Origin of the sequence: Peribacillus loiseleuriae (assembly GCF_001183985.1) — a bacterium.
In the GTDB taxonomy this organism is placed as follows: domain Bacteria; phylum Bacillota; class Bacilli; order Bacillales; family DSM-1321; genus Peribacillus; species Peribacillus loiseleuriae.
The window spans coordinates 1,713,165-1,735,193 of record NZ_LFZW01000001.1 but is presented as its reverse complement, the minus strand read 5'-3'; the positions used below and the strand labels follow the sequence as shown (position 1 = coordinate 1,735,193).

Sequence of the window (22,029 nt, the reverse complement as noted above, 5' to 3'; positions counted from 1 at the left end):
CAAGCAAATGGCTTCGGATGGGCTTGACTGCCTTCACTGAACATCGAAATTCACCTGAAAAGCTTTCTTTCTTCTCTCAAATAAAAGGCTGTCCCATAAGAAAGGGTCAGACCCCACATCTACTATATTCGTTTATATGACTGTGTAAATAACACAATAAACGATATATAGAATGTGAGGTCTGACCCTTGGGGCATCCTCTTTTTTTGTGCGATTATTTAGTCCATTCTTCTAGCGGACTAACTAATGAAGAAGCATAAGAATCTGTGAAAATTTGCTGTGCCATCTTGTTTACCTGCTCTTCCGTTACTTCATCAATTAATTCTACAATCCGATCAAGAGAACGATGATTCTCAAGCAACAGCTCATTTTTGCCGTTACGGCTCATTCTGCTATTGGTGCTTTCAAGACTCAACATCAAGCTTCCTTTTAGCTGCTCTTTGCTGTTTCTTAGTTCTTTCGCAGTGATCCCTTCCCGTTTTAGCGTGTCTAAAGTCATTTGTATCGTCTCATATAGACTTTCCAACTGATTAGCTCCAGTACCGCCATATATCGTCACTAAACCGCTATCTTGATAACTCGAATGATAAGAATAAACTGAGTAGGCAAGGCCACGTTGTTCACGAACCTCCTGGAAAAGACGGCTGCTCATACTACCACCCAAAATATTGTTGAGAGTGATTAAACTGTACATGTCATCATGACCGATGCTCAAACCTTCAAAACCTAAGCATAGGTGGGCCTGCTCCGTTTCTTTCTTTTTTGTGAATTGATTTTGATGAAAAATAGGCTTAATAAGTTCAGTTCGAATATCGCTGCCTGTAAACGATCCGAAGTATTTTTCAACTTCTTGAATCATGCTTTCGTCCACATTCCCAGCAATGGAAATAACGACCTTGTCCGGTGTATACATATCATGAACGTATTGTTTTAACGTCTCACTTGTAAACGTATCAAGTGTTTCTTCTGTGCCAAGGATTGGATAGCCCAGAGGATGCTTTTCATATACTGCTTCACTTAACAGGTCATGGACAATATCATCTGGAGTATCTTCGTACATTTTAATTTCCTCAAGCACTACATTTTTCTCTTTCTTCAATTCTCCTTCGTCAAACGTAGAATTAAAGAACATGTCAGAAAGAATTTCAAGCGCAAAGCTAGCATGGTTATCGAGCACTTTTGCATAATAACAAGTATATTCTTTTGAAGTAAAGGCATTTACCTGACCGCCAATGCTATCGAAAGATTCAGCAATTTCTCGAGCACTACGAGTAGTTGTACCTTTAAAAAACATATGCTCGAGAAAATGGGAAATCCCATTCAATTCCGGTGTTTCATTACGGGAGCCAGTTTTAATCCAGATCCCTATCGCAGCTGAACGGACTGTTGAGATATTTTCGAGTACTATTCTTGCACCATTTTGACATGTATATTTCTTAATCAATGAACATTCCTCCTTGTTCTTTGCAGTTGAAAGCGCAGGCAATTTGTAAACTGCTATCTATTGAATCATTCTTCTTTCATCAACAGCTTCTGAAACGGTTACAATTTGTAGGCCTTTCTTCTTCAATTGTTGAATTAAAACTTCTAATGACGATGCAGAAGCGTCTGTTGGATGCATCAGGATAAATGCTCCAGAGTGAGCTTTACTAAGAACTCTATTTAGCAGAACATCTGGACTTGGCTTTTGCCAATCAATTGTATCCACACTCCAAAGAATCGTACCCATACCAAGGCTTTTTGCAACTTCAACCGTTTCATCTCGGAAACCCCCACTTGGAGGAGCAAACCACTTTACTTTCTTATCTGTCACAGCCTCAATCACTTCATTTGTTTTTTGCATTTCATTTTTAGCAGCCGTTTGGGTTAGTGATTTCATATCAGGATGAGTATAAGAATGATTGCCAATCTCATGTCCGCCTTGTTCAATCATTTTTGCTAGTTCAGGATTATTCTTAGTCCATCTACCTTCCAAAAAGAAAGTAGCCTTTACATCATTTTCCTTAAGTATGGCAAGCATATCCTGTAAATATTCATTGCCCCATGCCACATTAATTAAAAGTGACACGACTGGTTTTTCAGGATGTGCCCGGTAAATTGGTGCAGGAGCTAAGTCGCTTATATGTACGCTAGGAGAGACTTGTTCAAAAACCAACTTTTTTTCGTTAAAAATCCCTTTGTCTTTCATTGCCTTATAAGATTCCCTAACGTCTACTTTAAGACCGTTAAGACCAGGTACCGTTTTCCAGATTGAATCAATTCTTGCATCCTGTGGAGCTATTTCAAATTCCTTCGCCTTTGATTCAATATCTAGCATAAGCGAGTCACCCTGTTTTACTGCAACAACAGCCTGCCCTGTTATCGACTTTACATACAAATCTACATATGGATTTTGCACTAATAACCATGATATACCTGCAATGGCACTAAACGCAACTATCTGGCCTAATTTCCTCATCTTTTACAGCTCCCCTCACATAAATAGTATGAGGAGAATGGACAAGGTAGAACGATAGCAGTCATTGACAATAATAGTAGTGCAATCTCCTTTAAAAAGAAATGTATTCAATATGATCCATCATCCTAACAAACAAATAACCCAAAGCGATCATCGATGCGAATAGACCAATTAATTGATCAACTATCCTTCATCATAAGTCTTTATATAGAAAAAAGCATGCAAATTCACAAAGAATCGCATGCATCCATTTTATCGATATTGCTAAACACTTTTAAGCCTCTGATTTTTCTTCACTTTCTTTTTGAGCCTTTAGAATTGCTTTATGAGAAAGATTTACTCTTCCTTGTTTATCGATTTCAACGACTTTAACAGATAATTCATCGCCTATTTTTACAACATCCTCAACCTTACCTACGCGTTCTTCAGCAAGCTCAGAAATGTGTACAAGACCATCTTTACCATTAAAGATTTCAACAAACGCACCGAATTTTTCAATTCGTTTTACTTTACCTAGATAGACTTCACCAACAACTACTTCACGAACAATATCTTCAATGATTTTCTTCGCTTTTTGGTTCATCTCTTCATTAGTAGACGCAATAAACACTGTACCGTCTTGCTCGATATCAATTTTCACGCCAGTTTCTTCAATAATTTTATTGATGTGTTTTCCGCTTGGTCCGATTACATCACGGATCTTATCTGGGTTAATTGCCATCGTTAAGATTTTTGGTGCATATTTTGAAAGATTTTCGCGTGGCGTATTGATAGTTGACATCATTGAATCAAGAATATGCATTCTTCCACGTTTTGCTTGTTGAAGTGCTTCTTCAAGAATTTCTCTTGATAGACCTTCAATTTTTATGTCCATTTGCAGAGCAGTGACACCTTTTGCAGTACCCGCTACTTTAAAGTCCATATCACCTAGGTGATCTTCCATCCCTTGAATATCAGTTAAAATGGTATAGTGTTCTCCAGTTTTAACTAGTCCCATTGCAATACCAGCTACTGGTGCTGTCAAAGGAACACCCGCATCCATCATAGCCAGCGTACTTGCACAGATACTTGCTTGTGAAGTCGAACCATTTGATTCAAGTACCTCTGAAACAAGTCGGATTGTATATGGGAAGTCTTTATCATTTGGTATCACTGGCTCTAGTGCTCTTTCTCCAAGTGCACCATGGCCAATTTCACGACGTCCGGCACCCCGGATTGGTCCTGTTTCTCCAACACTGAAATGTGGGAAATTATAGTGATGCATGAATCGTTTAGATTCCTCAGTACCCAGTCCGTCTAAAATCTGAACATCTCCAAGTGCACCAAGAGTACAGATAGATAAGGCTTGAGTTTGTCCACGCGTAAACAATCCTGAGCCATGTGTACGAGGAAGGATGTCGATTTCAGAAGAAAGCGGTCTGATTTCATCTGGATTACGGCCGTCCGGGCGAACCTTTTCTTCTGTAATCAAACGACGTACTTCTGATTTCACCAATTTATTTAAGATTTCTTTAATTTGCTTTAATGTGTCTTCGTCTGTTTCTTCCTCGAATTGCAATAGCACACGGTCTTTTACTTCTTTAATAGCTGCTTCACGAGCATGTTTCTCCTGAACTTGTACGGCTTTGTTTAAATCAGCTTCACAAAGACTTTTAATTTCAGCCTCAAGCCCCGCATCTACTTGATATAGATTGATTTTCATTTTTTCTTTGCCGATTTCAGCAACGATTTTTTCTTGGAACTCGATTAAGTTCTTAATTTCATCATGTCCAAACATAATTGCTTCAAGCATCGTTTCTTCAGGTACTTCGTTAGCTCCTGCTTCAACCATATTAATCGCGTCTTTCGTTCCAGCTACAGTCAAATTAATATCACTTTGTGCAAGCTGATCAACATTCGGATTAACAATGAATTTCCCATCAATTCTACCAACAACTACACCTGCGATTGGCCCTTCGAACGGAATGTCTGAAACGGATAGCGCAAGAGATGATCCAAGCATTGCGGCCATTTCAGAAGAACAATCTTGATCCACACTCATCACCATACTGATAACTTGTACATCATTTCTAAAGCCGTCAGCAAATAAAGGACGAATCGGACGGTCAATCAAACGGCTTGCTAAAATTGCTCTTTCGCTTGGTCTTCCCTCACGCTTAATGAATCCACCCGGAATTTTCCCAACTGCATATAGTCTTTCTTCATAGCTTACCATTAAAGGGAAAAAGTCAACGTTCTTTGGTTCCTTTGATGCAGTAGCTGTACTTAATACAACTGTTTCTTCATACCGTACAAGCACAGCTCCATTTGCCTGTTTAGCTAACTGGCCAATTTCAACAGTTAATGTTCTTCCGGCCCATTCGTATGAATACGTATGTTTGTTCTGTCCCATCTTTCAATTAAACCCCTCTCTGAATCTTCACTTTAGAGGCCTGGTCGTTTTCACCTAAACCTTATCTAAAATCTTCATTATCATATATGTCAAATTAATAAAGCTTCCATAACCAAACTATTCCTATTATGCACGAAATAAATAAGCATTAACAGCAAAACGGAGTATATTTGAAAAAAACAAGTTTTTTTTCAAATAATCTCCCTTTTACACATTATGTAAAATGACTTTTGTCTTCAAACATCAAAAAAGCGGGAAAATCTCCCGCTTTTTCGACTAATTATCGGCGTAGGCCTAATTTATTAATTAATGTACGGTAGCGAGTAACATCTTTATTACGAAGGTAAGTAAGAAGATTACGACGTTTACCAACCATTTTAAGAAGACCGCGGCGTGAATGGTGGTCTTTTTTATGAGTGCGTAAGTGACCGTTCAAGTTGTTGATTTCTTCTGTTAAAACTGCAATCTGAACCTCTGGTGACCCAGTGTCAGTGTCGTGAGTACGGTACTCAGTGATAAGTTCATTTTTACGTAATTGTGTAATTGCCATTGTTTATTCCTCCTAAGGTTTCTGTAAAATCCCCAATTACTGAGCCAGCGTCGGAGACTCGCTTAGCCAAGCAACGGTTATTTTCATACTTGAATATCATACAACCTTTTTTTACAGAATGCAAGTTCTATCCATCTAATTGCGAAAAATACTCGATTGCGTGATTTTTATCCAATTCAATCTGTTGAACCAATTGTTCCAGGCCAGCAAATTTTTGTTCACTGCGGAGCCTTTTATGCCATTCTACAGCGACATCTTCTCCATATATCACTCGATCAAAGCCAAGCACATGAACTTCAACGGACGGATATTCAGGTCTCTTCTCATGGAAAGTTGGCTTATATCCCACATTACAAACACCATTAAACCATTTATGATCAATTTGAATTTTCACAGCATACACACCTGTAGATGGGAAGATATATCGATCCTTGATGTCGATGTTTGCAGTCGGGAATCCGAGCTGCCTTCCGCGTTTTTCACCGTGTATTACGGTTCCTCGTACAGAATACCATCTTCCTGTTAACTTATAAAAGTCAATAAAATCTCCTTCTTGCAAGGTTTTTCTTATCCTAGTTGAGCTGATTTTCTCCTCTTCCATTGTTTGCTTTTCGACAATGGTTTGCGTAAATTGACCTCTTGAATGAATCGGAAGCGTGTCCATCGTTCCTTCTCCGAACCTTCCATATGAGAAATCAAAGCCTGCGACAACATGAATGGTATGAAGCTTGATTAAATAATCATCCACAAATTGTTGAGGAGTTAATGTTGCGAATTCTTTTGTAAAATGAATAACGAAAACATAATCAACATCAAGCTCTTCAATAATCGCTACCTTTTCTTGCAACGGTGTAATATATTGAACAGATTGCTGCTCCATCCCAAGTACTGCAGATGGATGGGGATCAAAAGTCATCACCGCTGATTTAGCACCCATCCTCATAGCTGCATCTTTTGCCGTCTGAATCACTTTCTGATGTCCAATATGTATTCCATCAAAAAATCCAAGCGCAATAACTAAGGGTGGTAATTCTTCAGGATTAAATGTTTGAGGATGCTCTATTGTCATTACTTTCACGTTCAAATCTCCTCTTTCTCCCGGTATGCCTCACAGTTCATCTATGACCAAAATTTTCACTGGTTTGATTACATGTTCTTTTACGGGATGCACTTGATAAATAGCTAAGGCTCTTCCATTTTCATTAATCATGACAAAAGGTTCACCTTTAGCATAATCCAAATCATCTGGCTGCGTTAGAACCGCACCGTTTAATATTTTCATTGCTACTTTATCATTAATCTGATATTTCGGCAAATGATAGAGACCACGCTCAAGCGGCAGCAAAAATTCCTTTTCTTTTCCTTCTTCGAAAAGCTCTTTCACTTCTTCGAGCGTTTTGCAATCATTTAAAGTAAACCCCGCTGATTCTATTCTAATTAAGCTGGACATATGAGCTGGATAGCCGAGACGTTCTCCCATCATGACAGCAAGCGTTCGTATGTATGTCCCTTTGCTGCATTTCACCCTGAATTTAAATGAAATGGTATTCCCCACAAATACTTCACGATCATCGAGTAATGTTAATTCATGAATTGTCACTTCTCTTGAAGGTCTTTCAACCTCAATCCCAGCCCGAGCATACTCATATAATTTTTTTCCGTTCACCTTGACTGCTGAATACATCGGTGGTGTTTGGATGATTGGACCCGTTAAAGATTGAAACACTTCTAAAATATGTCCTCTTGTGATTTCATCCGAAATAATTGTTTCATCCAATTTCTCACCGCTGCTATCTTCAGTAGTCGTTGAAAAACCGAGTGTGATTTCGCCTTCATATGCTTTTCCAGCGTCTGTAATGTATTCAGCAATTTTCGTTGCTCTTCCGATACAAATAGGTAAGACTCCCGTAACATCTGGGTCAAGAGTGCCTGTATGACCCACTTTCTTTGTTTTTAAGATTTTTCGAAGTTTAAAAACACAGTCATGCGAGGTCATTCCTTTTGGTTTTAATAAAGGCAAAATCCCTTCCATTTTTGACACCTCTCTTCATTTTGTTTTTTTAATTTTTGACAGAAAAAAAGATAGACCATTGTCTACCTGTTTTTCAAAGAAAAATATGTTGAATGTGGGTGTCCCAAAAGGATCTGACCTCGCACCCTACCCATAGTATAAAGTAGTCGCGGGGTCTGACCCTGTCGTTATGGGATACCCTTATCAGGTTGTTATTCTTCGTCTTTATTAGCAGGCTGCTCTGAATGAATCTGAGTAATAAGTGATTCTATTCGATTTCCATAAGTAACCGACTCATCAAATTCAAAAGATATTTCCGGCGTTTTCCTTAAACGGATTCTCTGACCGATTTCTGAACGGATGAAACCTGTTGCTTTTGAAAGACCCTTTAACGTATTTTCTTTTTGCTCTTCATCTCCAAGTACAGAGATATAGATAGTTGCTTGTTGAAGGTCACCCGTAACAGCAACATCTGTAACAGTAACAAAACCAATCCGGGGGTCCTTTATTTTACGACCGATAATTTCACTCAATTCTTTCTTCATTTGCTCGCCTACACGATTCGCACGATGGCTCATTTACATCACCTCGCTCGTCCTATAGCCATTCTATATCTGTTAGTGTTCGTTCTAGTTCCGGAAAAGAATCTAGAAATTGTAGGGCATTCTGTATTTCTTTCTCAGTCGATTTTCTAGAAGAGGTCACCGCAACGATGGCAATTTGTGTTCGTTGCCACGTATCTTGGAAACCTACCTCGCTTACAGAAATATTAAATTTCTGTTTTAGCCTTGTCTGCACTCTTTGTAAGACAGCCCTTTTATCCTTTAAAGAATGGGCGTCGTAAATGATGCATTCACAAACGACAGAACTGATAATCATTTACGCTCTATTTCTTCCATAATATAAGCTTCAATGACATCTCCTTCTTTAAGATCATTAAAGTTCTTAATCGTGATTCCACATTCATAGTTTTGTGCAACTTCTTTTACATCGTCTTTAAATCGTTTTAATGTATCTAATTCGCCTTCAAAAATTACAATGCCTTGGCGGATTAAACGCACGCTAGAGTTACGAGTAATTTTCCCGTCCGTTACATAGGAACCAGCGATTGTACCAATTTTAGAAACTTTGAATGTTGTACGTACTTCAGCTTGACCGATGACTTTTTCTTCAAATTCAGGATCAAGCATCCCTTTCATCGCTGCTTCAATTTCTTCAATCGCTTTGTAAATGATACGATGAAGACGAACATCAACATTCTCCGCTTCTGCTGCTCGCTTAGCGTTCACATCAGGGCGAACGTTAAACCCAATGACAATGGCATTTGAAGCAGAGGCAAGGATAATATCAGATTCTGAAATTGCACCTACACCAGAGTGAATGATTTTCACTTTAGCTCCTTCTACTTCAATTTTTTGAAGAGATGCCGCAACAGCTTCTGCTGAACCTTGAACATCTGCTTTCAAAACGATATTCAATTCTTTTATTTCTCCTTGTTTCATTTGCTCAAACAAGTTATCTAGTGTAACAACAGATTTTTCATTACGTGATGAAACTAGTTGTCTTTGTGCACGAGTTTCCCCAACTTGACGGGCTGTTTTTTCATCTTCAAACACGATAAAACGATCCCCTGCATCCGGAACCTCGTTCAGACCTGTGATTTCAACTGGTGTCGATGGACCAGCTTCTTTCACCCGGCGACCAAGATCATTAACCATCGCACGTACACGCCCGAATGAGTTACCAACTACGATTGGGTCTCCAATTTTAAGTGTACCGTTTTGAACAAGCAATGTAGCAACTGTTCCACGGCCTTTATCAAGACGAGACTCAATTACTGTACCAACGGCTCTACGTTCTGGATTTGCTTTGTATTCTTCCACTTCACCAACAAGCAAGACCATTTCGAGCAAAGTGTCGATTCCTTCGCCTTGTTTTGCAGAAATCGGAACGAAAATCGTATCTCCACCCCATGCCTCGGAAACAAGACCATGTTCTGTTAATTCCTGCATGACGCGATCAGGATTTGCAGATTCTTTATCCATTTTATTAACAGCAACGATAATTGGCACCTCTGCTGCTTTAGCATGGTTGATTGCCTCAACCGTTTGTGGCATTACGCCATCATCTGCAGCCACAACTAGAATGGTAATATCGGTAACCTGTGCACCACGGGCACGCATCGTAGTAAATGCAGCATGTCCAGGAGTATCCAAGAACGTAATCTTCTTCCCGCTTACTTCAACTTGGTATGCCCCGATATGCTGAGTAATCCCACCAGCTTCTCCCTCTGTTACTTTTGTGTTACGGATTGAGTCTAGTAATGTCGTTTTCCCATGGTCAACGTGACCCATAATCGTAACAACAGATGGACGTTCAATCGTATTTTCTGGAGCATCATCAGTAACAAGAGATTCAAGATCTGTTAAATCGACTAAGATTTCTTCTTCTACTTCAACACCATACTCACCAGCAATCAGTTCAATTGCATCTTTGTCTAATGTTTGGTTAATGGTAGCCATTACACCGAGCATAAATAGTTTTTTAATAATTTCTGATGGTTCACGGTGCAATTTCTTAGCAAGTTCTTGAACGGTTAATGATTCAATAAACGTAATTTTTGCAGGTAGCTCACGTTCTTTTCTCTTTTGAACCGGAGCTTGCGTTTGAGTTTGGGTTCTGCCTTTATTGTTTTTATTACGGTTATTGAAATTATTACCTTTTCCTTTGTTGAAGTTGTTTCTTTGTCCGCCTTGGGGAGATGTTTTACCTGCAACAGGCTTTACGGGCGGTTTTTTCTTCAGCTTTTCCTTATTAACCGTATTGCTTTTCTCATTTGCTTCTTCTTCATATTTTTCCACAGTGGAAGAAGTTGTGTTAGACTGCTGTGTTTTAGGTTGTGTTGCTTCAGCAGCTTGCTTATTTTCAGTTTTTGGTTTTATTGAATGATTTAATTTATCGATCGTAGAATCGTCTAATGTTGTCATATGGTTTGATACCTCTATATTCATTTCTTTGAGTTTATTAATTACATCCTTGCTTGAAACGTTCTTTTGTTTTGCATATTCATGTACACGTATTTTTGTCATACGTTCACCCCCGTAAAATTTAATCGAGCAACGTTTGGAGTTTTCTTGCAAAACCTTCATCTAAGACAGCGACAGTAACACGTGCATCTTTCCCTATCGCTTGACCGAGCAAAAACCGATTTTCGACTTTTTTTAAAGGAACCTGATAATACAAGCATTTATCAGTGATTTTTTTTTCTGTATTGGAAGATGCATCACAAGCCAGAATAACTAGCTTTGCTTTACCGCTTCTCACTTCTTTTACAACTAATTCTTCTCCTGAAATTAGTTTACGCGCTCGATTTGCTAATCCTAATAGAGACATCCATTGTTGTATCATCTTGTTGAAGTATTCTCCTTATCCACTAATTCAAGTAATTGTTCATAGATGGAAGGATCGATTGCCGCACTTAGTTGATTGGCCAAGATATTTTTCTTCTTGGCAAGCATAATCGTATCTTGATCTAATGTTAAATAAGCACCACGCCCAGCTTTTTTTCCTGTAGGATCAATGCTTACTTCTCCTTCTTTTGATCGAACGATTCGAATCAACTCTTTCTTCGGCTTCATTTCACCAGTTGCAACACATTTGCGCATTGGTATTTTTTTCATAATCGATCACCTCTACCTTATTCGTCATCCTCGACAAACTCATCTTCATCAACATAGCTGTCTCTACTTAACAGAAACTCTTGTTCTTCAACAGGATAGATTCCCGCTTCACGAGCTTCTGTTTCACTTTTAATATCAATCTTCCAGCCAGTCAGTTTTGCTGCTAAACGTGCATTTTGTCCTCGTTTCCCAATAGCAAGTGAGAGCTGGTAATCAGGAACAATAACAGTTGTTGCTTTTTCTGCTTCTTCAACGATTACTTCAAGCACCTTTGATGGGCTAAGGGCGTTGGCAACAAATACGACCGGATCTTCTGACCAATTAACGATATCGATTTTTTCGCCTTTAAGCTCGTTAACAATCGCTTGAACTCGTTGTCCTTTTTGTCCCACACATGAACCTACCGGATCGACTTCTTCGTTATCAGAATGAACGGAAATTTTGGAGCGATCTCCAGCTTCACGTGCAACCGATTTGATTTCGACTGTTCCATCAAAAATCTCTGGAACTTCAATTTCAAATAATCGCTTTAATAGACCAGGATGTGTACGTGAGACGAATATTTGCGGGCCTTTTGATGTTTTTTCGACTTTCGTGATAAACACTTTAATTCGATCATGTGGTTTATATTGTTCATTTGGCATTTGTTCACTAACAGGTAGCAACGCCTCAATTTTTCCTAAACTAACATAAATAAACCGAGAATCATGACGTTGAACAATTCCGGTCATAATGTCCTCTTCACGATCAATGAATTCTGAATAAATGATACCGCGTTCCGCTTCACGTACTCGTTGTGTAACAACCTGCTTAGCAGTCTGTGCTGCAATCCTTCCAAAATCCTTCGGTGTAACTTCCAGCTCCACAACATCTTCAAGCTGGTAGCTAGGATTGATCTGTTTTGCTTCTTCTAAAGAGATTTCAAGCCGTGCATCAAATACCTGATCCACAACGTCCTTTCTTGCAAAAACTCTCATTGTACCTTTTTCAAAATTTAAATCTATACGAACATTCTGCGCCTGATTAAAATTACGGCGGTATGCCGAAATCAGCGCTGCCTCAATGGCATCAATCAGAACTTCCTTTGAAATTCCTTTATCTTTTTCTAAAACATTGAGAGCATCCAATAACTCACTGCTCATGGTTGTTCCCCCTTCAATCTTTTTTAAGAAAATGTAACGGCTAGCCTTGCTTTAGCAATCTTCTCAAATGGGATTACTACCGTTTTCTTTCTAGTTTTAATTTTCATTTCTATCGTTACTTCTTTTCCGTCAAAGCTGGTCAAGATACCTTCAAACTCTTTTTCATCCAAGATTGGTTCATATGTTTTTATGTAAACATTTTTCCCAAGTGCTTTTTGAAAATCCTTCTCTTTTTTCAAAGGTCTTTCCGCTCCAGGAGACGAGACTTCAAGGAAGTAGTTTTGGGGAATTGGATCTGTTTCGTCCAGTTTTTCGCCTAATTTTTCACTTACTGTTCCACAATCCTCAATGTCCACACCAGTTTCTTTGTCTATATATACACGAAGAAACCAACTTTTTCCTTCTTTAACATACTCAACTTCTACCAATTCAAGTGCCAATTCGTCTAAAATTGGAATCACAAGTTCTTCTACGGTTTCTGTTACTTTTTTACTCATTCGTTTCCTCCATACATGGTCCGTATACATATCTTTGTAATGGATTCAAAAATTTAGTCAATTACAACACGAAAGAGTGGGTTTCCCCACTCTTTCCATTGGTTCTGCTTAGTATTTCCAATAAAAATATACCATAGTCAAGGGATTTATGCAAACAAAGTGCAACCTTTGTTCGTTCAATTTCCTTATTTCATAAGGTTTGGCGAATATCATGCTCACGTTTATCTTTTTCTATTTTGTCATAAGACAAATGTCATTTGTACATAACTGGAGTGTTGAATAACCCTTTCACGCTAAATATTTTTTGCTGAAAAGTATTGTTATCAAAACAAGGAAAGTTGATTTTGGTCAGGCAATGATTCTAAGCAGCCTTGCTTGTCCAAATACTCCAGGATGGTTTTCGATACTTTTCCACGCTGTTGAAGATCCTCTTTGGAAAGGAATTCACCCGTTTCGCGAGCACGAACAATATTGATTGCTGCATTCGTTCCAAGTCCAGGAATTGAATTGAATGAAGGAATTAGTGAATTCCCTTCAATGAGGAACTCATCTGCACTTGATTTATACAAATCAACTTTACTAAACGAATAGCCTCGTTCACACATTTCAAGAGCTAATTCCAGTACTGTTAGCGTATTTTTTTCCTTGGTTGACGCATCAAGTCCTTTTGCGTTTATTTCTTCAACTTTTGAACGAATAGCTTGTGAACCTCTTGTCATCGCTTCAATTTCAAAATCTTCGGCTCTTACTGTGAAATATGCTGCATAATACAATAATGGTAAATGCACTTTGAAATAGGCAATTCTCACCGCCATTAATACATACGCAGCTGCGTGAGCCTTCGGGAACATATATTTTATTTTTTTACAAGAATCAATATACCATTCAGGAACTTCATTTTCCCTCATGCTCGCTTCAAATTCTTCAGTTAGTCCTTTCCCTTTACGAACAGATTCCATAATTTTAAATGCAAGGGAGGGCTCTAGACCTTGGTAAATTAAGTAAACCATAATATCATCCCGGCAGCCGATAACTTCACTCAGCGTACAAATTCGGTTATGAATCAGCTCTTGAGCATTTCCAAGCCATACATCGGTACCATGTGAAAGTCCTGAAATCTGAACGAGTTCCGAGAATGTCGTCGGTTTCGTATCTTCAAGCATTTGACGAACAAACCGGGTCCCGAATTCCGGAATGCCAAGCGTTCCTGTTTTACACATGATTTGGTCTTCTGTGACTCCAAGGGTTTCTGTACCGCTGAAAATCTTCATGACTTCAGGATCATCGGTGGGAACCGTTTTAGGATCTATTCCGCTCAAATCTTGCAGCATTCTTATGACTGTCGGATCATCATGCCCGAGAATATCAAGTTTTAGAATATTATCATGAATAGAATGGAAATCAAAATGAGTCGTTTTCCATTCAGAATTGCGGTCATCTGCTGGGAATTGGATAGGTGTAAAATCGTAAATATCCATATAATTTGGCACTACGATAATCCCCCCTGGATGCTGACCACTCGTCCTTTTTACGCCTGTACATCCAGCAACAAGACGATCGGTTTCTGCACCGCGCATATGAAGATTATTGTCTGATGAATACCCTTTTACATACCCGTAAGCGGTCTTCTCAGCAACTGTACCAATCGTCCCAGCACGGAAAACATAATCTTCTCCAAATAATTCCTTTGTATAGTTATGAGCATTGGGTTGGTATTCACCGGAAAAATTCAAATCGATATCAGGTACCTTATCTCCATTAAATCCCAAAAAAGTTTCAAACGGGATATCTTGTCCGTCTTTTTTATAACTTGTACCGCAGTCTGGACAGTCTTTGTCTGGTAAGTCAAATCCAGAGCTTACTGAACCATCATTGAAAAACTCAGATTTTTTACAATTTGGACAAACATAATGTGGTGGTAACGGATTAACCTCTGTGATTTCCGTCATTGTTGCGACTAACGATGAACCGACGGATCCCCGTGAACCAACGAGATAGCCGTCATCAAGAGATTTTTTTACGAGCTTATGAGAAATTAAGTAAATAACAGCGAAACCATGACCGATTATACTTTTTAATTCTTTTTCAAGACGTGCTTCTACGATCTCAGGGAGATTATCTCCATAGATGCTTCGTGCCATACTATAGCTCATGTCTCTCATTTCATCATCTGCACCTTCAATTTTCGGCGTGTACAGATCGTCTTTAATCGGTTTTATGTCATCAATCATGTCTGCAATCTTATTCGTGTTTTCAACGACAACTTTCCGAGCTTGATCTTTACCGAGAAATTCAAAGTTCTTTAACATTTCATCTGTGGTCCGGAAATGGACATCCGGTAATTTGTGACGGTTAAGTGGATTGGCACCACCTTGTGAATTTACTAATATTTTGCGGTAAATTTTATCATTCGGCTCAAGATAATGAACATTCCCTGTTGCCACAACTGGCTTATTTAGCTTTTCCCCGAGTTTCACAATATTAGAAAGAATACCCTCTAATGATTTTTCATCGCGAATATATTCCATTTCAATCATATGTTGATAAACATCTTTCGGATGAATTTCGAGATAATCGTAAAATTCGGCAATCTCGGTGACTTCGTCGAATCCTTTCTGCATCATTCCCTCGAACACTTCACCTTTATTACATCCAGAGCCAATCAAAATTCCTTCACGATACTTTTTCAGCTTTGATCGAGGAATCCGAGGTACTCGATAAAAATAATCGATATGAGAAAGGGACACAAGCTTAAATAAATTCTTCAATCCCGCTTGAGTCTGGGCGATGAGCGTACAATGATAAGGTCTTGAGCGCTGATAAGCATTTCCTGCACCCATATGCTCATTGAATTGGTCGTGATACAGGATTTCTTTTTCTAAAGCATCTTTGAGCATTTTTAAGAGTAAATATCCCGTTGCTTCAGCATCATAAATGGCCCTGTGATGCTGGGTCAGTTCAATATCGAACTTTTTAGCCAACGTATTCAAACGATGATTTTTGAATTCTGGATACAGATAGCGACCTAATTCTAATGTATCGATAACAGGATTTGTAGCTTTGGGATGCCCCATCTTTTTATAGCCAACATTTAAAAACCCCATATCAAAGCTTGCATTATGAGCAACTAAGATTGCATCATCGGCCCAAACCCGAAACTTTTCAAGAACTTCCGGCACATCTGGAGCATTTTCCACAAGATCATCTGTAATACCAGTCAAATCGATAGTTGTCGCTGATAAAGGGTGATGCGGGTTTGCAAACGATTCAAAACGGTCGATAATTTCCCCGTTTTGAATTTTCACTGCTGCAAGCTCAATAATCGTATCGTAAACAGCTGATAAACCAGTCGTTTCTACATCAAACACAACATACGTATCTTCTTCGAGCAGACGGTGTGCATCATTATAAGCAATTGGGACCCCATCATCGACTAAATTCGCTTCTACTCCATAAAGGATTTTAATATCATTTTTCTTACCAGCACTAAACGCTTCTGGGAATGATTGAACACCACCATGATCCGTTATCGCAATCGCTGTATGTCCCCATTTCTTCGCTTGGGAAACAAGCGCTGAAACTGGTGAGACTGCATCCATTTGGCTCATCGGTGTATGAAGGTGAAGCTCGACCCGTTTTTCACCTTCTGGCGCATAGTCGATACGGCCTTGCTTCGTAATTTCGTTAATATCATTTGCCATCATGACTAAATCACGAATGAATGTATCAGTTTGGATACTTCCTTGGGCTCGGACCCACATCCCTTTTTTCACCCTGGCCAAAATAGCTGCATCTTCTTTGTCTCTTGAAAATACTTTCACAATAATTGAGCTTGTATAATCCGTTACTTTAAAGGTCAGTAATGTTCTGCCACTGCGAAGTTCTTTGACTTCAGCATCAAACACATATCCTTCAATCGCAATTCTTCTTTCTTCTTCCATGATTTGTTCAAGACGTCTGAAATCAGCGTCCTCCTTAATCGTATAACCGATTTTAACAGGTCCTTCATATTGAGATCCATCCGCTGATTTTTCACTTTCCTTCTTCTGCATTTCGAGTAATGCTGCCAAACCTTTTTCTTCGTCTTCTTTTTGTTTCTCTTTTAAGAACTGCTGATAATCATTATTTGATTTAATTTCGGCTACTTCTGCTTCGAGCGACATTGGAGGAAAGCCTAATACTTGATAGTTGTTAGAAATCAAACTTGAATACTTTTTCTTTAACTGACCAGCTTCTGCTTCATTTCGAGCAGAGACAATAATCCGATGACCTACAATCTTTGGATCTTGCTCATTTAAAAGCGAGAGCAGTGCTGGTGAAATCCCTTGAAGTTCACTTAAGCAATTTTTCCAGTATTCCTTGACCAATTCTTCTGTAACCTTTGGCTGAAGCACATTGAAGCTAAATGATATCTTAGCAATGTGAGCAAATGTACTCGCAAGCTGTGTAGAGAATTTTGCATGAACACGAAAAGGAATTAGTTCTTCAAGTTTGAAGACAAAATGCCAGCTCTTTGATTCTCTTTCAATCAAAAGTTTTTCAATCTCAGCACCATAAAAATACTGTACAAATGCATCATCCGTTAACTTAAGCTGACTGAGCAAGAGTTGAAACCTCTCTCGACCGTTGTTCATTTGTTGATCCAATTGTCATCCTCCTTCTTTCTTTTACATTTTTTAAACTAAATATAGAAACGGCAGGACGCCTTCATGTTCAAAATGTAACAGTGGTAATTATACCACAACAAGAATATTCTTCTTATCTTGCAGAACCAGAGTTCCCCTTTAACACTTTGTGAAGTTTTCCTATTTTCTATTAATTATTTCGAATTGGTAAGAGTTATGCTCACATAGAAAAAGGCATCTTCATAATGACCGATGCCTTTCTATTGCTCTATTTTTATTATTTGCCTAGGATTTCAGACAAAGTTTCCACTAAGGCGTCTGTACCGATTTCCAGCATTTCGCCTGACTTTCTAATTTTCACTTCAATGATCCCTTCAGATGCTTTCTTCCCAACTGTGACTCGAACTGGAAGTCCAATTAAATCCGAATCAGCGAATTTGACACCTGGACGCTCTTGACGATCATCCATAAGTACATCATAGCCTTGTTTTTTCAAAGAGCTATATAATTCCTCAGCAAGAGCAGCTTGGACTTCATCTTTCATATTAACAGGGATCAAGTGAACATGATAAGGAGCTAAATTGCTTGGCCATAGAAGTCCATTTTCATCATTAAACTGCTCTGCAACTGCAGCAAGTGTCCGGGAAACACCAATTCCATAGCACCCCATGATCATTGGTTGGTTACGGCCGTTTTCATCCAAGTAAACAGCATTCATCGCCTCACTATACCTCGTTCCAAGCTTGAAAACATGTCCAACTTCGATTCCTTTTGCGAATTTAATCAATCCATTCCCGTCTGGAGATTTGTCCCCTTCTTGAATAAAGCGAATATCCGCATATTGAGATACTGAGAAATCGCGGCCAGGATTTACATTCATATAATGGTAATCCTCTTCATTAGCACCACAAACCGCATTGACTAACTCCTCAACAGCTTGATCTGCAATCACTTCAACATTTTCAGCAGATTTAATTGGGCCAAGTGAACCAATAGAGCATCCTAATACTTCTTTCGTATCTTCTGCAGAAGCAAGATCTACATTTGCTGCGCCGTAAATATTTTTTAATTTAATATCATTCACTTCATGATCACCGCGAACCAGCACTAATACAAACTTTTCGTCCACTTTGAAAAGAAGTGATTTGATGCAAGCTTTCGCATCTGTTTGTAGAAAACTAGCCACTTCTTCAATTGTCTTTTTGCCGATTGTTTCAACTTTTTCTATTTCTTTTGCCAGGTCGGTGTTTTTCACTTCATCTAATAAAACTGGTGCCATTTCAATATTGGCTGCATAATCCGAGCTGTCTGAATAGGCTATTGTGTCTTCTCCTACTTCAGAGAGAACCATGAATTCATGCGTGTCTTTCCCACCCATTGCTCCAGAATCAGCAATAACAGCCCGGAAATCTAATCCGCAGCGACTGAATACATTTGAATAGGCAGCGAACAAACGTTGATACACCTTATCTAAACTTTCCTGATTAGAGTGGAAGGAATATGCGTCTTTCATAATGAATTCACGACCACGCAATAATCCGAAACGCGGCCTTTTTTCATCCCGGAATTTCGTCTGGATTTGATAAACGGTTAATGGCAGACGCTTATATGATTTAATTTCATCGCGAACTAGGCTCGTGATCACTTCTTCATGTGTTGCACCTAGGGCAAATTCACGATCATGACGATCTTTTAATCTCATAAGTTCCGGGCCATACGTATACCAGCGACCTGATTCCTGCCAAAATTCTGCTTGCTGAAGCGCAGGCATTAATAGTTCTACCGCCCCTGCGTTATCCATTTCTTCACGTACAATCTGTTCTATCTTTTGTAGCACCTTTTTTCCTAATGGTAGAAAGCTATAGACACCGCTAGAATTTTGTCGCATATAGCCTGCCCGTAGTAAAAGCTGGTGACTTCTAATTTCTGCATCTGCAGGTACTTCTCTTAATGTTGGAATGAACGTCATACTTTGTTTCATCATTGCACCTCTTTTATAAATAGGAACCTTTATTTTTAATCACGGTTGTGCTTTTAATCCCTTCTATCAAATTATACAGGAGAAAATTCAGCAATTCTACGTATAAAGATATAGAAATGAATCCTTAGTTATAACAAATTATATAGTAGATAATTTGTTGGACGTGACAAAAAGACAACAGTACAGCTTCAAAATGCACTATTGTCTTTTGACTGTTTTGTATTTAATACGAGCAATTGATATATTTAGGTTTTAATCATAAGAAAAATCGTTGGATATCATTCCATGTAACCATAATCATCAATAACATCAAAAGTGCAAATCCTATAAAGTGGACAATGCCTTCTTTTTGCCGATCAATTGGCTTTCCTCTTAGAAATTCCACAAGGAAGAATAAGAGTCTGCCGCCATCAAGCGCTGGTAATGGTAGTAAGTTCATTATCCCAAGATTAATACTTAGTAACCCTGCCCATTTCATTAACATGAATATTCCTGACTTAGCAACTTCTTCAGTAGATTTATAAATCCCCACAGGACCAGATAAGCTATCCAATGTAAATCCACCTGTAATTAATTGTCCAAGAATGACAAAGATTTGTTTAGTCCAGTGATAGGTTTCAGTTAAACCGTATGAAAATGCCTTTAGCGGTGATTTTTCTACTGGGGCATAAACACCGATAACACCGATCTTCTTACCTTCCCGATCTACTTCTTTAGGTATGACTGGAATGGACAGTGTCTGACCATCGCGTTGGATTACAAATTCAATTTCTTTACCGGGATGTTTTTGAATATTTCCTTGAACATCTTCCCATGTAGTAACTTCATCTCCATTGATTGATTGAATTTCATCTCCAGCCTTTAATCCAGAAGCAATCGCCGAACCATCATCCGTTAACTCACCAAGTCTTGGCTCATTGACTGCAATCCCTTGAAATAACCCAATCATGACAAAGATAACAAATGCCAGCACAAAGTTCATCATCGGACCAGCAAAAATCGTCATCGTTCTATGTCCAAGTGATTTGGATACAAATTGTCGGTCATAAGGAGCAATTTGATTCTCCATGCCATCTTCTACAACAACTGCTTCTTCATGAATGCGGAAGGTCTTTAATTCTGTTTCATCGCCCTCTTCATACCCTTGAATAAGAAGCTTATGTTCAAAATCAGCTGATTCCACTTCAATGATACGGATATCAGGATATTTATCCTTATTATTTAAGACAATTTTCTTAACTAGGCTGTTTTCATCCGTAACTAACCCGATACGATATCCTGGTTTTATTTCTGGATTTTCGGCATCTTCGCCTGCCATACGAACATAACCGCCAAGCGGAAGCAGTCTAATTGTATAAACGGTTTCTTTCTTTTTATAGGTGAATACTTTCGGTCCGAAACCAATTGCAAATTCCCTACACAGTATCCCTGCACGTTTCGCGAATACTAAATGTCCCAGTTCATGAAAAAAAACAAGGGCTCCAAAAATAACGATAAAGGAAATCACAGTTTGCAATGTTTGCACGTGCATTTCACCTCTATTTCAGTAATGTTTGAATAAATTTTCGTGTACTTATATCCACTTCTTGAATCGTCGTAAGATCTGGATTATCAATTGGAGTATGACGATTTAATGCTTGTTCAATGTATGTTTCGATTTCTAAGAAAGTAATTTTCCCTTTTAAAAATTCCGCAACCGCAACCTCATTGGCTGCGTTTAGAACTGTTGGCATTGTTCCGCCTATTTTACCTGCTTCATATGCAAATTGCAAACACGGAAAACGTTTAAAATCCATCTCCGCAAAGTGCAGCTTCCCAATTTCAGCCAGATTTAATCGATGACTTGTTGATAGTGGGAGGCGATCGGGATACGTAAGAGCATACTGAATGGGTACTCTCATATCTGGTGTACCCAGTTGTGCGATTACACTAGAATCATGAAACTCCACCATTGAATGGATAATGCTTTCCTTATGAAGCAAAACATCAATCTTTTCATATGGGAGATTAAACAACCAATGTGCTTCGATTACTTCAAGACCTTTATTCATCATCGATGCAGAGTCAATCGTAATCTTCGCACCCATTGACCAATTTGGATGGTTAAGTGCCTGGTCTACGGTTACCCCAACCAATTCCGCGCGGGTGCGATCTCTGAAACTACCTCCTGAAGCAGTAATAATCAGGCGTTCCATATTTTTTTCTTTTTCACCTTGTAAAGCCTGAAAAATAGCTGAATGTTCACTATCAACAGGTAGTAGTTTAACGCTAGCTTTCCTTGCTTCTTCGATGACCAAATGTCCCGCTGTCACTAATGTTTCCTTATTCGCTAAAGCGATGTCCTTCTTTGCTTTGATTGCTTGAAGCGTTGGAAACAAACCAACGCTTCCTATTACGGCATTTACGAGAATATCTGCTTTGTCAAATACAGCCGTTTCAATTAATCCTTCATCACCATATGTAAAATAAATACCTGTTCCCACGAATTCCGATTGTAAAGTTTGAGAATCTTCCTTTGTTTGAACACAAACTAAACTTGGTCGAAACTCACTAATATATTTTCTAGCTAACTCCACATTTTTCCCAACTGAAAAAGCGACAATCTTAAATTGATCTGGATGTTGTCGAACAACGTCCGCTGTTTGTTGACCAATCGAACCAGAAGCACCCAAAAGACTAATATATTTCAATGT

The 22,029-nt window shown here is 38.8% G+C and carries 17 protein-coding genes; all 17 read right to left on the bottom strand.

Annotated features, from left to right (window positions below):
• Positions 1 to 214: 214 nt before the first annotated feature.
• Positions 215 to 1,444 carry a M16 family metallopeptidase gene (locus tag AC625_RS07990; RefSeq protein WP_049680825.1) on the bottom strand — a complete coding sequence of 410 codons (1,230 nt, stop codon included), beginning with the start codon at positions 1,442 to 1,444 and terminating at the stop codon, positions 215 to 217.
• Between the two features lie 57 nt (positions 1,445 to 1,501).
• Positions 1,502 to 2,458: a polysaccharide deacetylase family protein gene (locus tag AC625_RS07985; RefSeq protein WP_049680824.1), complete on the bottom strand. Its 957-nt coding sequence runs from the start codon at positions 2,456 to 2,458 to the stop codon at positions 1,502 to 1,504.
• A gap of 274 nt (positions 2,459 to 2,732) precedes the next feature.
• Entirely contained in the window at positions 2,733 to 4,850 is a 2,118-nt protein-coding gene (gene pnp, locus AC625_RS07980) for a polyribonucleotide nucleotidyltransferase (RefSeq protein WP_049680823.1), read from the bottom strand.
• 280 nt (positions 4,851 to 5,130) lie between these two features.
• Positions 5,131 to 5,400, bottom strand: coding sequence for a 30S ribosomal protein S15 (rpsO, locus tag AC625_RS07975; RefSeq protein ID WP_049680822.1), 270 nt, complete (start codon positions 5,398 to 5,400; stop codon positions 5,131 to 5,133).
• A gap of 127 nt (positions 5,401 to 5,527) precedes the next feature.
• The gene (gene ribF / locus AC625_RS07970; protein ID WP_425415480.1) at positions 5,528 to 6,469 is read right to left on the bottom strand and encodes a bifunctional riboflavin kinase/FAD synthetase; all 942 of its coding nucleotides are present in this window, start codon (positions 6,467 to 6,469) and stop codon (positions 5,528 to 5,530) included.
• A gap of 39 nt (positions 6,470 to 6,508) precedes the next feature.
• Positions 6,509 to 7,432 (bottom strand): tRNA pseudouridine(55) synthase TruB, encoded by a 924-nt coding sequence (gene truB / locus AC625_RS07965; RefSeq protein WP_049680820.1) that lies wholly within the window; start codon positions 7,430 to 7,432, stop codon positions 6,509 to 6,511.
• 191 nt (positions 7,433 to 7,623) lie between these two features.
• A complete protein-coding gene (gene rbfA, locus AC625_RS07960; protein ID WP_049680819.1) occupies positions 7,624 to 7,989 on the bottom strand; it encodes a 30S ribosome-binding factor RbfA in 366 nt (121 codons plus the stop codon).
• 19 nt (positions 7,990 to 8,008) lie between these two features.
• Positions 8,009 to 8,290 carry a DUF503 domain-containing protein gene (locus AC625_RS07955; protein ID WP_049680818.1) on the bottom strand — a complete coding sequence of 94 codons (282 nt, stop codon included), beginning with the start codon at positions 8,288 to 8,290 and terminating at the stop codon, positions 8,009 to 8,011.
• Positions 8,287 to 10,500 (bottom strand): translation initiation factor IF-2, encoded by a 2,214-nt coding sequence (gene infB / locus AC625_RS07950; protein ID WP_049680817.1) that lies wholly within the window; start codon positions 10,498 to 10,500, stop codon positions 8,287 to 8,289. Before infB ends, AC625_RS07955 begins: the two co-directional genes overlap by 4 nt.
• A 19-nt stretch (positions 10,501 to 10,519) precedes the next feature.
• Entirely contained in the window at positions 10,520 to 10,819 is a 300-nt protein-coding gene (locus AC625_RS07945; protein WP_049680816.1) for a YlxQ family RNA-binding protein, read from the bottom strand.
• The gene (gene rnpM / locus AC625_RS07940) at positions 10,816 to 11,091 is read right to left on the bottom strand and encodes an RNase P modulator RnpM (protein WP_049680815.1); all 276 of its coding nucleotides are present in this window, start codon (positions 11,089 to 11,091) and stop codon (positions 10,816 to 10,818) included. Before rnpM ends, AC625_RS07945 begins: the two co-directional genes overlap by 4 nt.
• Before the next feature lie 17 nt (positions 11,092 to 11,108).
• Entirely contained in the window at positions 11,109 to 12,233 is a 1,125-nt protein-coding gene (nusA, locus tag AC625_RS07935) for a transcription termination factor NusA (protein ID WP_049680814.1), read from the bottom strand.
• A gap of 23 nt (positions 12,234 to 12,256) precedes the next feature.
• On the bottom strand, positions 12,257 to 12,730 hold the full coding sequence (gene rimP / locus AC625_RS07930; RefSeq protein WP_049680813.1) for a ribosome maturation factor RimP: 474 nt from the start codon (positions 12,728 to 12,730) through the stop codon (positions 12,257 to 12,259).
• Positions 12,731 to 13,053: 323 nt separating this feature from the next.
• Positions 13,054 to 17,364, bottom strand: coding sequence for a PolC-type DNA polymerase III (locus AC625_RS07925; RefSeq protein ID WP_049683631.1), 4,311 nt, complete (start codon positions 17,362 to 17,364; stop codon positions 13,054 to 13,056).
• A 268-nt stretch (positions 17,365 to 17,632) separates the two neighbouring features.
• A complete protein-coding gene (locus AC625_RS07920) occupies positions 17,633 to 19,336 on the bottom strand; it encodes a proline--tRNA ligase (RefSeq protein ID WP_049680812.1) in 1,704 nt (567 codons plus the stop codon).
• A gap of 256 nt (positions 19,337 to 19,592) precedes the next feature.
• The gene (gene rseP / locus AC625_RS07915; protein WP_049683630.1) at positions 19,593 to 20,852 is read right to left on the bottom strand and encodes an RIP metalloprotease RseP; all 1,260 of its coding nucleotides are present in this window, start codon (positions 20,850 to 20,852) and stop codon (positions 19,593 to 19,595) included.
• A 22-nt stretch (positions 20,853 to 20,874) separates the two neighbouring features.
• The gene (locus tag AC625_RS07910; protein ID WP_049680811.1) at positions 20,875 to 22,026 is read right to left on the bottom strand and encodes a 1-deoxy-D-xylulose-5-phosphate reductoisomerase; all 1,152 of its coding nucleotides are present in this window, start codon (positions 22,024 to 22,026) and stop codon (positions 20,875 to 20,877) included.
• Positions 22,027 to 22,029 lie beyond the last annotated feature (3 nt).